The sequence below is a fragment of the Bacteroidetes bacterium GWF2_43_63 genome, from assembly GCA_001769275.1.
Classification (GTDB): Bacteria; Bacteroidota; Bacteroidia; order Bacteroidales; family DTU049; genus GWF2-43-63.
The window spans coordinates 131643-147365 of sequence record MEOQ01000040.1 but is presented as its reverse complement, the minus strand read 5'-3'; the positions used below and the strand labels follow the sequence as shown (position 1 = coordinate 147365).

Below are 15723 nucleotides of genomic sequence, written 5' to 3'. Positions count from 1 at the left end.
CATGACAGCGGAGGTACTTAGGATGAACATTTTGAACTTAGTGTTGAAATAAGATGTTTGTGATTTTTGATTTGAAATAAAGAGTATGATCAAGTTTGTTCTGAACAATAAACCGGTTGAATTCGGTGGAAATGCTGAAATGTCGCTCCTGAACTGGCTTCGCAATGAGCAAGGCATTACCTCAGTTAAAGACGGTTGCAACGGTCAATCGGCTTGTGGCGCATGTCTTGTGGAAATCGACGGCAAGGCAAAGCTGAGCTGCGTTACAAAAATGAGTTCGCTCGAAAGCGCATCAGTACTGACACTTGAAGGTATTCCTGCCAAGGTTCGTGATCTGATTGCAAAAGCTTTTGTTGAAAAAGGCGCGGTTCAATGCGGGTTCTGCACGCCCGGATTTGTAATGAGAACAAAAATTCTTCTGAAAGAAAATCCAGATCCAACCATCGATGAAATCAGAACTGCGCTTAAATGGCATTTGTGCCGCTGCACTGGTTATAAAAAAATTGAAGGAGCCATTCAGCTTTCGGCTGAACTGATTTCGGAAAACAAATTCTGCGAAAACGACAATCACAACAAAGGCGTCGGCGATTTTATGCCGAAGTATGAAGCATTTGAAACAGCCATTGGCCAGCGCAAATTTGTCAACGACTTAAACTTTCCCGGAATGCTGCATGGGGCCTTACGCTTCAGCGATCATCCGAGAGCAAAGGTGTTGAAAGTCGATACTGCTGAAGCACTAAAATGTGAAGGCGTTGTCAGTATTTTCACTGCAAAAGACATTCCCGGGAACCAGATCGTAGGTCTTATTTATAAGGACTGGCCTATGATGATTGCCATTGGAGAAACAACAAAATATATCGGGGATGTACTGGCCGGAGTCGTAGCCGATACCGCAGAAAATGCGCGTAAAGCGGCAAAGAAAATCATTGTTGAGTACGAAGTATTGACGCCGGTGACCGATCCGCACGAAGCGCTGAAAGATTCTTCGCCACAGGTGCATCAAAATCATGTCAACCTGCTCGACAACTGTCTTCTGAAGCAAGGAGATGCAGACGAAGTTATTGCAAAATCAAAGTATTTCTATCATAATTTTTTCGAGACTCAACGCATTGAACACGCATTTCTTGAAACTGAAAGCGCTGTGGCATTGCCCGATGGAGAAGGCGTTCTGCTCTATTCTTCGGGACAAGGCATTTACGAAGACCGCAGCCAGGTAGCTTCTATGCTGGGTCTTGACGAAGAAAAAGTCCGGGTAATTCTGGTTCCAAATGGTGGCGGCTTTGGCGGAAAAGAAGACCTGACCGTTCAGGGACACGCATCGTTATTTGCATACTTGATTAAAAAACCAGTCAAAGTAACGCTAACGCGCGAAGAAAGCATGATCATGCATCCCAAGCGGCATCCGGTCTGGATGGACATTACTCTGGCCTGTGACGAAAAAGGGGAACTAACCGCCATGAAATTCAGTGCCGTTGGTGATACCGGAGCATATGCATCGGTCGGTACCAAAGTCATGGAGCGCATTGCCGGTCATGCCACCGGTGGCTATTTTGTTCCGGTGATTGACCTTCAATCAAAAACTGTTTATACCAATAATGTCCCCTGCGGTGCTATGCGCGGGTTTGGGGCCAATCAGGCTGCCTTTGCACTCGAAGCTTGCATGGATGAACTTTGCAAAATGGGTGGCTTCGATCGCTGGCAATTCCGCTGGGATAACGCGCTCGTAGATGGCCTGACGACAGCCACCGGCGATCATGTGGAAGGCGTTGGAATTCGTGCTTGTCTTGAAGCATTAAAACCGCATTACGAAAAAGCAAAATTTTCGGGTCTTGCCTGCGCCATCAAAAACAGCGGCGTCGGAAATGGAATGGTCGATTATTCAGATGTAATTATTGAAATAAAATCACCTGAAAAAGTGGTGTTGCATCATGGCTGGACTGAAATGGGGCAAGGAGTTCACACCATTGCAGCCCAGATTCTGTGCGAAGAAACAGGAATTGACTCTTCTATCATTGAAGTAATTGTTGATACGGCAGCAGGCATCAAAACCGGCATGACTACTTCATCGCGTGGAACAGTTTTACTTGGCAATGCCATTCGCGAAGCGGCCAAAACAATGCGCGTTGATTTAGCAGGCAAGACCATAAAAGATATTGTCGGACATCGCTATCAGGCGCGCTGGGAGTGTAACTGGACAGTGAAGCCCGGGACCGTTTGTGAGAATTCAAAAACACATTACGGTTACGGATATGCAGCCCAACTGGTTGTGCTCGATGACCATGGCAAAATTGAAAAGATAGTTGCAGCGCACGACGCAGGAAAAATTATCAATCCGGTTATGTTCGAAGGCCAGATTGAAGGCGCGGTTCACATGGGACTTGGGTATGCCATTTCAGAAGACTTTCCGTATGAAAACGGATACCCAAAATTCACCAAACTTCGTGAATGTGGCATTCTGCGCGCCCACGAGACGCCAGACATAGAAGTGATGGGCGTTGAGGTTCCTGACCCAATCGGCCCCTATGGAGCAAAAGGTCTGGGCGAGATTGGCCTTGTTCCTACAGCAGGCGCTGTTGGTAATGCGTTGTGCCATTTCGATGGCATCCGCAGGACGCAATTGCCCATGAGAAAATAGCACAAAAGGTCACATAAGACTTATCTATCTGTAATACTGTTGTTTGCCATTTTCTAAATTTAACACCTATATCAATCTGACTATCTGCATTTTAATCAATGTTTGACGTTTTTTGTTGATTGCTATTTACGTTTTTCTTGTATTTTGTTGTTTTTATTTTACTTTTTATTGTTATTTTGTTGTTTCTATTCAACATTTTTTCGTATATTTGCTAATTATATTTTACAATTATGGAAACACTGAGAGAAACATCGCGCCAATACATAGCCGATACGGATATGGTTTTTATCCGCTATGCCCTAGCTGAAGTCAGATGGGATCAACGGTTGACTGGTATTACCGGAGCGCGTGGCGTTGGAAAATCTACGCTGATGCTTCAGTATCTGAAAGCAAACTTCAGCGACAGTGACAAAGCTTTGTATGTCAGCTGCGATGATCTTTACTTTAGCAATAATACTATTGTTTCATTGGCCAATGCCTTTGTAAAGCAAGGGGGTACACATTTGTTTCTCGATGAAGTGCACAAATATCCGGGCTGGTCGCGTGAAATCAAAAACATATACGACCGCTTTAAAAAACTGACCGTAGTATTTTCCGGTTCTTCGGCACTTGATATATATAAAAGTGGCGCAGACCTGAGCCGTCGCGCACTCCATTTTCATTTGAACACTCTGTCGTTGCGCGAATACATAGGATTGTTCTATGGAATTGAGGCGCCGGTCATTACACTCGACGATATTCTTCAGCGAAGCACAAAGACAGCTGAAAAGCTCATGAAGACCGTTGAGTTTCCCATCCGGTATCTGCATGAATACTATCAATCCGGCTGCTTCCCATTTGCACACGACGATGCAAAGGGCTACCACCGACGTCTGCTGAGCACCATCAATCAGGTAACTGAAACCGATCTTCCGGCACTGTTTAATGTGGATTATACTGCTGTTGTTGCTCTTCGAAAGCTGCTGACCATCATGGCCGGATTGGTTCCGTTTAAGCCCAATATCACTGAACTCGGACGCGAGATGGGCTTATCACGCGAAACCATTATCAAGTATATTCAATATCTTTCAAAGGCCGATATATTCACTGCATTGTATCCCAATTCCAAAGGACTCGGACAACTCAGCAAACCCGAGAAAGTGTATCTGCATAATCCGAATTTATTGTATGCCCTTTCTGATATCCGTATTCCGGAAAAAGGAACCATCCGCGAAACATTTTTCATGAATCAGGTTTCAGCACTACATAAGGTCTTCAGCTCGCCTGAAAGCGATTTCCTGGTAGATGGAAAGTACACTTTTGAAATTGGCGGCAGGTCGAAAAAGAAAAAGCAGATAGCGGGAATTCGCAATGCATATGTAGTACAGGACGATATCGAATACGGACACACCAACGTTCTGCCACTGTGGCTGTTTGGATTTCTCTACTGAAAACCGCGCTATCAAATAAATATTCAGTAAATTTGTAAAAACACTTGAACCATGATACTCCTCAAAAACGCAACGTATATCCATCCTGAAACTTTTGAAATCACTTCAGGGCACATGCTCGTGGACGAAGCTCCGGGTGCCGGTTTCAAATTTGTACCCGCTGACACAAAAGCCGACAAAACCATTGACTGCAACGGAATGCTGGTGACACAGGCATTTGTGAATGCGCACCACCACGTGTATTCAGCTTTGTCGCGTGGAATGAATGCGCCTAAAAAATCACCAACGAATTTCGAAGAGACGCTCAAATATATCTGGTGGACACTCGATCAGTGCCTCGATCAGGACATGGTCCGATTAAGCGCGCTCACCACTGCAATGAATTGCGCCAAACATGGCTGTACCTTCGCCATCGATCATCATGCTTCGCCCAATTTTTTAAAAGGTTCGCTTGAAACCATCGCAAAAGCATTTGACGAATTGGGTGTCGGACATTTGTTGTGTTATGAAATTACGGATCGCTATGGCGTTGAAAAAGCTCAGGAAAGTCTTGATGAAAGTGATGAATATCTGAACAATCGTCGCGGGCTTGTGGGGCTGCATGCGTCTTTTACGGTAGAAGACGATACTTTGTTGAAATCCATTGCCATCGCTGACAAACATAAAACCGGCATTCACATTCATGTGGCAGAAGATCCGATGGATGAGAAATTTACGAAAGAAAAATACAGATGCAGCGTTGTGCAGCGTCTTGAGCGGGCCGGAGCGCTATCGCTCAAAAATAATATTTTCGGGCATGGCATTCACATGGATAATAAAGAGCGAACAATGGTGCGCGAAAGCAGCACATGGATGGCCGTGAATTACGACAGCAATCTGAATAACCGCGTCGGCTTTTTCACATCTTCGGAACTTGGTGACCGCATTATGCTGGGTACCGACGGCATGCACAGCGACATGATCAAAAGTGCGCAGACAGCGCTTTTTGCAGGACAGAACTTTGACAATGTAGGTTGGGGTGACATTTACACACGCCTGCGCAACGGCGCCCGATATCTGCACGAAAGCAATATTCCGCATGGAAGCAACAATCTGGTGATATTTGACTACGACTCACCCACTCCGGTGACACAGAATAATTTCCTCGGTCATTTCTATTTCGGACTTGAAGGACGTCATGTAAAGCACACCATAGCTAACGGAAAGCTGATATACAGCGATGGTGAAATTCAGACTGTTGATGAATTCTCAATCCTGAAAGAATCGCGCAAAGCGGCACAGTTGCTGTGGAATAAGATGTCGGAATAGATTTCCACAATATGGAAATATTATATTCTATTTCTGCTTTTCGGATATTATTATAATTATTTCCATTTTTCGGATATATTTTGTATTTTTGCAGAAATTCATATTTGCTATGAGTAAAAATCAATTTATTCTGATGGGAGATGTGGTTTCCAGCGAAACCTACAATCAGAAATTATTGCAGAAGAAATTTGCAACAATTATTACCCAGCTCAACAAACTACACCAAGCGAAAATTTTGTCGCCATTAACCATCACTCTTGGAGATGAGTTTCAGGGAGTTGTCAAAGACTCAAAAAGTGGTGTCGATATCATTCTTGATGCACAAAGAATCTGTATTCATGAAGGCATCGATTTTCAAATCCGCTTTGTGCTGAATTATGGTATCATTGAAACACCCATAAATCACAAAGTTGCGTATGGAATGCTTGGACGCGGACTATCTGATACCCGTAAAAAAATTGATGTTCTCAAAAAAAAACAAGTTCGTTTCATGATCTCGACTGGCAATTCAAAAACAGATACAGCATTTTCCGACGCATTTGTTCTTTATCAAACAATTATTGATCAGTGGGATTCAGCGACAGATTTATTACTGGCAAGTGAATTTATTAAGCATAAAGATTATAAGATTGTTGCTAAAAAACTCAACCATACATCGTCGATGACCTGGAAAAGAGAAAAGTCGCTTCTGATAAAAGAATTTTTTGCTATTGAAAAATTGATTAATTTTATTGCACAATGTCATTAACCAACTGGATATATCTGATATTTACTATACTTGCAGCTGAATTTTTGCTTGCACTACTCTTTTCTCAATGGTCGCGTAGGCTTTCAGAGAAATCTAAGGTTAAAGGGATTGACATATTCAAAGGAATTTTTGAAAGACAATTTCTCTTTATTACATTAATCAACGGAATTCCTCACGGCTTAATGGTTTTCAGCGCGTTGAAACTGGCTATGCGAATCAAAAAACATGATAGTTCGGATGCAGAGGCAGAAGAAAAGTACAATAATTTTTTTCTGATCGGAAACTTCCTTTCTGTCCTGGTTGCTTTGGGCTATGCCTGGTTGTATGGCCAACTTTAGGTATTTATCACCCAATCTTCCGGGTGTGAAATGACGTGAAAAAAATCATTTTCCCATTCTTGCTTCTTTCATAAGAAATTTGTATATTTGACAAAATTTGTCAACAGAGCTTTATGGAGTCTTTTGGTGCCCATATCAGAATTCAACGCACTTCGCGCGGTTTGACGCTGCGACGGGTGGCAGCTGACATTGACAGCGATCCGGCAATTCTGAGCAAGGTGGAACGCGGCAACAGGCAAGCATCAAGAAGTCTTGTAGTAAAACTTGCAGGATATTATTCACTTGATGAAGCTGCTTTATTGAAAATGTGGATGCAAAACAAGTGGAGCCGCGAACTGACTGAATCCAAAACATTTGCGAATGAGCCTGTATCTGTTTATGCTCACGCTGTTATGCCGACTTTCGCCGAAATAAAACAAAAAGTTTCTGCCATATTACGCAAAGACAAAAGAATCCTGAAAGCATTTCTTTTTGGAAGTTTTTCTAGAAATGAGGCCACAGACTTCAGCGATATTGACATTCTGATCAAAACGGACAACCGGTTTTCTTTTACACTGTTCGATTTGGCCGAAATTGCGCATAAGAGCAAAACTGCGTTGGGACGCAAAACCGATGTTGTCACAGAACGCGCGCTCTCACCTGAAATAAAGGAATCCATCCATGATAACCTGAAAGTCCTGTATGAAAAAAAGTAAGGAATCATACAGGTTCAGGCTTGAGCATATCATTGATGCAATCAAAAATATTGAGCTCATTTCAAAAGATCTGTCAAGAGATGAATTTGTTTCTGATCTGACAACCAGCAGTGCCGTTTGTTATCAGTTTCTGATTATCGGTGAAGCAATTTCTTCGTTACCTACCGAAATAACGGACAAATACAAATATTCATGGTATAAACCACGCTCGTTTCGCAACTTTCTGGCACATGAATATTTTGGTGTCGATCTGATAATGGTGTTTGATACGATACACAAAGATCTGCCTGAATTCCGAAAACTGATAACCCGGATGATTTCTGATATGCAACTATAAAATCTATAGGCAAAAAAACTGTTTTTCAAAAAGAATATTTGTAACTTTAATCTTTCAATTCAAAAAAAATGGATACCGGCCTCATAAAAAACTGCACAGTTGTAAACCCTGACGGAACCTTCGATGCCGATGTGTATGTGAACGAAGATCAATACATCGAGCAAATCGGGAAGCCCGGCACACTGGAAGTTGATGACAACAAAATCATTGAAGGCAAAGGCCGTTACCTTATTCCAGCCGGGATTGATCCGCATGTGCATTTGAAACTTCCGACTCCCGCAGGGCCCTCCTGTGATGATTTCGGTATCGGTTCATTTGCTGCAATGATGGGTGGTACAGGAGCCATGATCGATTTTGTAACGCCTTCGCGCGGACAATCTTTGATTAAAGCTTTGGATGCCCGCGAAAAAGAATCCATTGCGTGCGTAATCCCGCTGAAATTTCACATGGGCATAACGTGGTGGAACAACTCTGTTGCTGAAGAAATCAGGCAGTGCATCGAAGAGCTTGGCATCACTTCGTTTAAGGTGTATCTGGCCTATCGGAATACCATTGGTCTGGATTTCACCCAGCTGAAAGAAGTTATGAAATGTCTGAGCTACTATGGCGCCGTGTTGGCCATACATGCCGAAGAAGGCGACATTATTCAGGAACTGCAAAATAAATTTGTGATTGACGGAAAGCTGGAACCTAAGTATCATGCGTACTCCCGGCCACCCGAAACAGAATACAATGCCGTTAAAAAAGTGATTGATCTGGTGCGTGAAACCGGCTGCAAAACCTATTTCGTACACATGTCAACCGCTGAATCAGTACGGCTTTTGCGCGAAGCGAAAAAAGAAGGACTTCCGATATTTGCAGAAACATGTCCGCAATATCTGTTGCTCGATAAAGAAGTCTATGAGCAGTTTTATTACATGGTTTTTCCATACATCATCAGCCCGCCGATACGCGGAGCAGAAGATCGCGAAGAACTCTGGAAGGGACTTGCGGATGGCACCATAGATTGCGTTTCGACTGATCATTGTCCGTTTACGTTGCGGCAAAAAATGGAAGGTCGTTTCGATTTCACCAAAATTCCGAATGGCGCAGGTGGACTGCATTACAGGATGAATCTGCTTTTCACTCACGGAGTGTTGCAAAACAGAATTAGCATGCAGCAATTTGTGCAGCTCACTTCAACAAACGCCGCCCGGATTTTTGGTTTTGAAGATTACGGATATATCAAAGCCGGCATCCCATCAAATCTGATATTATGGAACCCGGATTACAAAGATACCATCTCTTTCAAAGATAGTCTGACAGATGCAGACATCAGTATTTACGACAATTTTGAAATCATCGGAAACGCAGAAAAAATATTAATTCAATACGCATGAAAATCAATTATCAGCTCACCGCAGAGGATTACCTCAAATTCCAGTTATACACGGCATCGCGCTCAAAGCAAGTAAAAGCAAGACGTATGCTTAGTCGTATTCTCTGGCCCATCGTTTTTCTTGGAATCGGAATTTATTTCGCCACAGACTCCAACTGGGCCATAGCCGGCATTCTGGCTGGTGTTGCCATAATTTGGTTTCTGGTTTATCCGATTTTCAGCCGGTATCAATTTAAAAATCATTTCAGAAAAGATATCAAAGAACGATATTCTGAAAATCTGGATAAAAGTCTCAGTATTGAAGACCGCGCCAACGATTTATTCCTGGTAGCACCCCAAGGTGAAAGGTCTGTAAAGTATTCTTCTATAACAGAAATAAATGATCTGGGCACGCATTACCTCATTATGTTTGACACCGGCACTGTTGCTGTACTGCCCATTGGGCGCGAGGTCGGCCGCAATATCTGGGACGATTTTATCAAACAACTGGCGCTGAAATCAGGCAAATCAGTGTATGATAAGAAGGACTGGGAGTGGAAATGATATGAACAAGGAATGATGAACAAGGAAGTGGGAATGACGAAGGAAAGATGAACATAGAATCATGAATATGGAAGAATGAATGTTGAAGTAATTTTCACTTCAGACTTACTTCAAACTTCCTTGTTCCTTTTCCAATATTCAAACGGCCTTCACCAGATAAAAATTCTTCTTTCCTTTTTGAATAAGAATATAGCGATCGTTGAGCAATAATGCGGAGTTCACAACAAACTCCTCGTTTATTTTTTCTTTGTTGATTGACACGCCATTGTCTTTCACCATACGACGGGCTTCGCCGCGCGAAGTGAATGCGCCAACCTCATCGGCCAGAAACTCAATTGCAGGAATGCCTTCCTGTAAGCGCGATGCAGCAACTTCGGTCATGGGAACACCATCGAATACCGACAGAAAAACCGACTCAGGCAACTTGGCTAAAGTCTCTGTGGTGCCTTTGCCAAAGAGGATTTCACTGGCTTCGACCGAAGTGTTATAATCTGATTCGGAGTGAACAAAAATGGTCATTTCCTTCGCAAGTGTTTTCTGCAATAAGCGCACATGCGGCTCCTGGGCATGCTGCCCAATCAGCGATTCAATTTCTTCTTTGCCCAGCAGTGTAAAAATCTTAATGTATTTCTCAGCATCGATGTCTGAAGTATTGAGCCAGAACTGATAGAAAGCATAAGGAGATGTCTTTTCAGGATCGAGCCACACATTGCCTTTTTCGGTTTTACCGAATTTTCCGCCATCGGCTTTAGTGATTAGCGGACATGTCAATGCATACGCCGAACCACTGGCTTTGCGCCGTATGAGCTCAGTTCCGGTGGTGATATTACCCCATTGGTCGCTGCCTCCCATCTGTATTTTGCAGTTGCGATTCTGATAAAGCCACAAAAAATCGTAGCCCTGCACCAACTGATACGAGAATTCCGTAAACGACATGCCCTCGCCTGCTTCGCCACTGAGGCGCTTCTTCACACTGTCTTTGGACATCATGTAATTCACGGTGATGTGTTTTCCGATGTCGCGGATAAATGAAAGAAAAGTATGTTCTTTCATCCAGTCGTAGTTGTTCACCATCAAAGCTGCATTGGGAGCTGCTTCGCCAAAATCGAGAAAACGCATCAGCTGACTTTTCAAACCTTCCTGATTGGCACGCAGCGTGGTTTCATCAAGCAGATTGCGTTCTTCGCTCTTGCCTGACGGGTCACCAATCATACCGGTGGCACCGCCAACGAGTACAATGGGTTTGTGCCCGCACAACTGAAAATGCTTGAGCATCATCACAGATACGAGATGACCAATATGCAGCGAATCGGCGGTGGGATCAATCCCCACGTAAGCCGTTCCCATGCCTTCTTTCAGATAATCTTCAACACCGGGCATCATATCGTGCACCATGCCTCTCCATTTCAGTTCTTCAACAAAATTCTTCATGCGGATGAAATTTGCTGCAAAAATAAGGTTTATAAGTGAATTATTTCTAGGGCACCTTTAAAAACTCTTTTTGTCATACAACTTACATCCTCAGTCACGCTGCTCTACGACAGTCACTCAGGGGGCCGACGCTGTCATCCTGAGCCCTTCCACTGTCACGCTGTGCCCTGCTCTTGTCACATTGAGCGGAGTCGAAATGTTGACAGAAGAACCGACCCCAGCAGAGGCAGCCCGCAGGATTATCGCAGTCGAAGGATAAACAGTCTGTTTGTTCTAACCCTCAAACTGTAGGAATTACTGGGCTATTCCGATTGGCGAAATTTCACCAATGCAGTTGAAAAAGCAAAGCAATCGTGCGAAACCAGCGCCCAGCTTATTGTTGATCATTTCGTTGACTTCAACAAAATGATCGAACTCGGCAAGGGAGGCCAAAGAGAGGTAAGTGTTATTATGCTAACCCGCTATGCATGCTATCTGGTCGCACAAAACGGCGATCCGAAAAAAGAACAGATTGCTTTGCGGTAAATAATTTCTCTATTCGCCGCATATTTGCGTAGAATAATATTTTCATTTCATTCAGGGGTCTCAATCTCAGCTCAGAAATAATTGAATGACAAAATTATTTAAACTGACGGAAATCATTCAGCTATCAGACCCACACACATCAAAGGATGGATGCTGAAATAAAATCATAAACGCGCCGACATAATAATTTTAGGCAATCAGGGTTAATACACCATGAATTTCCGGGTGATAAAATTTGTTCGTGAAGTGATAATAAACCGAAATTTCCCATACTACATTTTTGCAGTAATCATGTTTATTGCACTGAAATTTTTGTACACACAGTCAACAAACAATGATTTGCTTTTTATTCTGGCTCCTACGGACAAACTAGTCAGGATTATTACTGGAACATACTCTGTTTATCAGCCGGAAGCCGGTTTTGTGCATGACCAGCTGAATATTATTGTTGGAAAATCGTGTGCAGGTTTCAATTTCATGCTGCTTTCGTTTATTACATTATCGTTCGTGACAATCAGACGACCTGAGAAAAGCATTTATAAAGCACTGGTAATTCCTGCCACTCTCATATTTGCATATATATTCACCATTTTCACAAACACATGTCGGATTGTCGTTTCCATACATGTGCAGAATCTTGCCAACATATTCTTTACCTCACGTCCACATGAACTTCTGCACGAGGCCACGGGAATAGCCATCAATCTAAGCTTCCTGGTGCTGTTGTTTTACCTTGCCGAAAAATCAATAAATAAAAGAAAATACAATGAAAAACCTGCTTGATCCGAAGTGGCTGCTGCTGATCAGTACGCTGCCTCTGACAGTATTATTGTTTTTGTCCTATCAGCAATATAGCATTATTCATTCCCTCCTGAATGAAGACAGTCTGCAAATGTGGCTTCATTTCGGTCTCTCGCTTCTCGCACTGGGTCTGCTGAGTCTAGGATACTGCATTTATCTCATCCTGAAAAGAATAAATGTGCAAACCATATATGGCTTTCTTGCCCTGGCACTGCATATCACATTTCTGTATCTGCTCGGCTATCATTACGAAAGTCTGATGCCATTCAGCATTCCGCGCTGGATGCTCAGCGGAGAAGTATTGTTGTATGCAGGAACATTCCTGATGCCTACAATGGCTTTTTCAGTATTTATACTTGTTGTGAAATTTTCGCCTGAACAAAAAGATCATAAAATCTGGCTGAATTTCGGCCTTGCAGTACTGATACCGTTATTCTGCTTCGTTTTCACACAGACTGTACTACCCTTGTGGAAACACTTTAATACGGACCTAGGAACACACAGCATACTAGTCATTGCCATTGTTATCACAATACTTTTCTTCTTTTTTCTTATCAGAGGTTTATACCTTTTGCTGTCAAAAAAATCAATCAACCGCGCAAAATATAAGTTGTTCTGGAAAATTCCGATTGCCTTGTTGCTTCCGCTGACCGGACTGGCCCTGAATAACGGTCTGCTTACCAATGATAACGATTTTATGATTTTCGGCGACTTCCGTAGTATCTGGTTCTACATAATTGCAGTTGCCAACGGATTATTCATATGCCTGCCAGAATTGAAAAGCAGGACTACCAGGCTGTTAGTTTTTATTGCAAAGAGTCTGACATTCTCATTCACCTTGTACTTTTTTCTTGTTTTTCTACCATTCCTGCCGCTGTCAATATTTGCTATTATCGCAGTGGGCTCCGGCTTTCTGATGCTTACACCGGTATTTCTGTTCATCCTTCATATCGACGAGTTGTCGCGCGATTTCAGATACCTGAAAGAGTCTTTCCGGAAATATTTGCTGAGACTCATTTCCTTCGCAACATTTCTTGTAATTCCGACCATTATCACCGGCATTTATTATCACGACCGCAACGTTATTCATCAGGCACTGAATTATGTGTATTGTCCGGATTATTCAAAAGATGTACAGATTGATGAAAACTCGCTCGGCCGGGTACTTGAAAATGTTTCACAGAATAAAGGCGGAAACCGTTTCATGTTTTCACAACCAAAAACGCCCTATTTGTCATCATTGTATAATTACATTGTTTTGGACAATCTGACCTTATCGGATAAAAAAATAAACGCCCTCGAACGGATTTTTCTTGGAAAAGAAAGGGAAGAGGAACAAAACGGAATTCCGCGCGAGAGCACTGTTGTCATATCAGAATACAATGTTCAAAGTACATACAGCGAAAATGAAAAATGCTGGAAGAGTCTGCTTGAACTGAGTATCGAAAATACGGATACGCAGGATGTCAACAACGAGTTTGCAACAACCTTTGAATTGCCTGCCGGATGCTGGATCAGCGACTATTATCTGAAAATCGGCGACAAAAAAGAACCTGGGATTCTCAGCGAAAAAAAGTCTGCTTTGTGGGTCTATTCCAATATCCGCAATTACCGCAAGGACCCTGGAATACTGTACTATCAGACTGGAAACAGAATTACCTTGCGTGTGTTTCCGGTCAATAAAAACGAAATAAGACAAACCGGCATTGAATTCATTCACCGTGAACCACTCACTATGCAAATCGATACCAATAATATTCTGTTGGGCGATTCGCTGCACGGGCTGCCGTCAACCTTTGAGAATGAATACGCAGCATGGATTCCTGCTCAAGCGAAGCAGGATCTTAAAAAAATCCACCGCAATCCATATTTTAATTTTATCATCGATGTGTCTGAAGGTAGTGGCGAAAGCGTGAGTTTTCTTGATTCGGAAATTGAAAAATTATGTTCACGTTATCCGCAAATGGCGGATAATGCAAATGTAAGCTTTACCAACGCCAGCACCACAACAACTACCATTAAAGCTGACTGGAAAACACAACACAAAAATAATAATTTTAAAGGTGGTTTTTACGTTGAAGGAGCCATTCGCAAAGGCTTGTTCAGTGCATATTCAAATAATACCGATAGTTATCCTGTTTTTGTTGTTGTAAGTGAAAATCCTGAAGATGCCATCATTGATGAAGATTTTTCCGATCTGAGCATGAATTTCCCTGACAACGACCGGTTCTGGTACCTGGTTAAAAATGGAGTTCTTACTGCACATTCACTCTTGAACAATCCCGAAACAGCCATGACCGACAGCGCTGCTTTCCCCGGAGGAAATCCTGTATACAAATTCAGATCGAAGGAAGGGAAAACATATTATCTGCCCGATGACAACAAATCCACAATAGTACTGAAGAAGAAAATTCTCTCTGTTCCTTCGGGGAAATTTTATGAAAAAAGCTGGGAGTCTGCGCTGATTCTGCAGGCTATGTGGATGTCGCAATGTCTGCATCCCGAAACATCAGAAGAATACTGGCTTGAAATTGTGCAAAACAGTTTCCGCACAAAAGTCCTTACGCCGCTCACATCATATATTGTTGTGGAAAATGAAGCGCAGAAAGTTGCCTTGAAAAACAAACAGGCCGAAGTCCTTGCAGGCAACAAATCGCTTGATACCGATGAAAATTCTCAGATGATGAGTGAGCCCGGATTAATGGTGATGGCTTTTCTTTTTGTTGCGGCAATGGCTGTTCTGAGGAAAAGAAAACACCGCAAATGTTCTGCACAATAAATTTAAAAGTTATATGTTCCGAAAACGCCTCTCCCGCCTCATCCTCATCATTCTCCTGCTCATGATTGGGATGGTGATATTTGCCAATGTGCGCATCAACAGACACACGCGCGACCGGGTGTACAGCGATGTGAATGCCATTCCCTCCAACAAAGCCGGTTTGCTGCTGGGGACATCGAAATATCTGAAATCGGGACAGATCAATCAGTTTTTCGAAAACCGCATTGTTGCTGCAGTTGAGCTGTATAAGGCCGGAAAAATCAACAAAATTGTGATCAGCGGTGACAACAGCCGGAGCGACTACAACGAGCCGCAGGACATGAAAGACGAGCTGGTGAAACGCGGAGTGAAAACCGGAGACATTTATCTCGACTATGCCGGATTCCGCACCTACGATTCGGTTTATCGCATGTATGCCATATTCGGACAAAAAAGCTTTACCATCATTTCGCAGGAATTCCATAACCGGCGCGCACTCTACATTGCCAGCTCGCTCGGATTGGATGCGGTTGGATACAATGCTGCCGAAGTGAGCGCCCACAATAGCTTCAAGACTAAGGTGCGCGAAAAATTTGCCCGCGTAAAAATGCTGCTTGATTTTGCTTTCGGGAAAAAGCCAAAATTTCTGGGAGAAAAAATTACGATTGAATGATTATTTAAAACAGAAATAAACTTCTTTAGCGATGACGTTAATTAATTATTTTTACGCATCATGCAACTTTTCATTAATTCAGACATCTTAGAGACGTGATTGCATTTTTGTAATCCAAGTATT

At 42.8% G+C, this 15723-nt stretch carries 13 protein-coding genes; 12 read left to right on the top strand and 1 reads right to left on the bottom strand.

Annotated elements, in window-relative coordinates:
* Window positions 1–85 precede the first annotated feature (85 nt).
* The 9 genes from A2W93_02930 (at window position 86) to A2W93_02890 (ending at window position 9412) form a co-directional block, all read left to right on the top strand.
* Window positions 86–2635, top strand: coding sequence for a selenium-dependent xanthine dehydrogenase (locus A2W93_02930; protein ID OFY53620.1), 2550 nt, complete (start codon window positions 86–88; stop codon window positions 2633–2635).
* Between the two features lie 230 nt (window positions 2636–2865).
* Window positions 2866–4065: a hypothetical protein gene (locus tag A2W93_02925; GenBank protein OFY53619.1), complete on the top strand. Its 1200-nt coding sequence runs from the start codon at window positions 2866–2868 to the stop codon at window positions 4063–4065.
* A gap of 51 nt (window positions 4066–4116) precedes the next feature.
* Window positions 4117–5373 (top strand): hypothetical protein, encoded by a 1257-nt coding sequence (locus tag A2W93_02920; protein ID OFY53618.1) that lies wholly within the window; start codon window positions 4117–4119, stop codon window positions 5371–5373.
* 109 nt (window positions 5374–5482) lie between these two features.
* Window positions 5483–6121, top strand: a complete 639-nt coding sequence (locus tag A2W93_02915; protein OFY53617.1) for a hypothetical protein — start codon at window positions 5483–5485, stop codon at window positions 6119–6121.
* Window positions 6112–6459 carry a hypothetical protein gene (locus tag A2W93_02910; GenBank protein ID OFY53616.1) on the top strand — a complete coding sequence of 116 codons (348 nt, stop codon included), beginning with the start codon at window positions 6112–6114 and terminating at the stop codon, window positions 6457–6459. Before A2W93_02915 ends, A2W93_02910 begins: the two co-directional genes overlap by 10 nt.
* Before the next feature lie 392 nt (window positions 6460–6851).
* A complete protein-coding gene (locus A2W93_02905) occupies window positions 6852–7154 on the top strand; it encodes a hypothetical protein (protein OFY53733.1) in 303 nt (100 codons plus the stop codon).
* Window positions 7141–7491, top strand: a complete 351-nt coding sequence (locus A2W93_02900; protein ID OFY53615.1) for a hypothetical protein — start codon at window positions 7141–7143, stop codon at window positions 7489–7491. The genes A2W93_02905 and A2W93_02900 overlap by 14 nt, the downstream gene beginning before the upstream one ends.
* Window positions 7492–7559: 68 nt before the next feature.
* Entirely contained in the window at window positions 7560–8870 is a 1311-nt protein-coding gene (locus tag A2W93_02895; protein OFY53614.1) for a dihydropyrimidinase, read from the top strand.
* Complete coding sequence (locus A2W93_02890) at window positions 8867–9412, top strand: hypothetical protein (protein ID OFY53613.1); 546 nt, start codon at window positions 8867–8869, stop codon at window positions 9410–9412. Before A2W93_02895 ends, A2W93_02890 begins: the two co-directional genes overlap by 4 nt.
* Before the next feature lie 138 nt (window positions 9413–9550).
* Here A2W93_02890 and A2W93_02885 read toward each other — a convergent pair whose 3' ends face one another.
* Entirely contained in the window at window positions 9551–10843 is a 1293-nt protein-coding gene (locus A2W93_02885) for a tyrosine--tRNA ligase (protein ID OFY53612.1), read from the bottom strand.
* A gap of 738 nt (window positions 10844–11581) precedes the next feature.
* On the opposite strand from A2W93_02885, the gene A2W93_02880 reads away from it, so the two are divergent.
* From A2W93_02880 to A2W93_02870, 3 genes are read left to right on the top strand one after another with little or no spacing between them, the layout of a single operon-like run.
* Window positions 11582–12151 (top strand): exosortase K, encoded by a 570-nt coding sequence (locus tag A2W93_02880; GenBank protein ID OFY53611.1) that lies wholly within the window; start codon window positions 11582–11584, stop codon window positions 12149–12151.
* The gene (locus A2W93_02875) at window positions 12135–14948 is read left to right on the top strand and encodes an MSEP-CTERM sorting domain-containing protein (GenBank protein ID OFY53610.1); all 2814 of its coding nucleotides are present in this window, start codon (window positions 12135–12137) and stop codon (window positions 14946–14948) included. The genes A2W93_02880 and A2W93_02875 overlap by 17 nt, the downstream gene beginning before the upstream one ends.
* A 13-nt stretch (window positions 14949–14961) precedes the next feature.
* On the top strand, window positions 14962–15600 hold the full coding sequence (locus A2W93_02870) for a protein SanA (protein OFY53609.1): 639 nt from the start codon (window positions 14962–14964) through the stop codon (window positions 15598–15600).
* Window positions 15601–15723 lie beyond the last annotated feature (123 nt).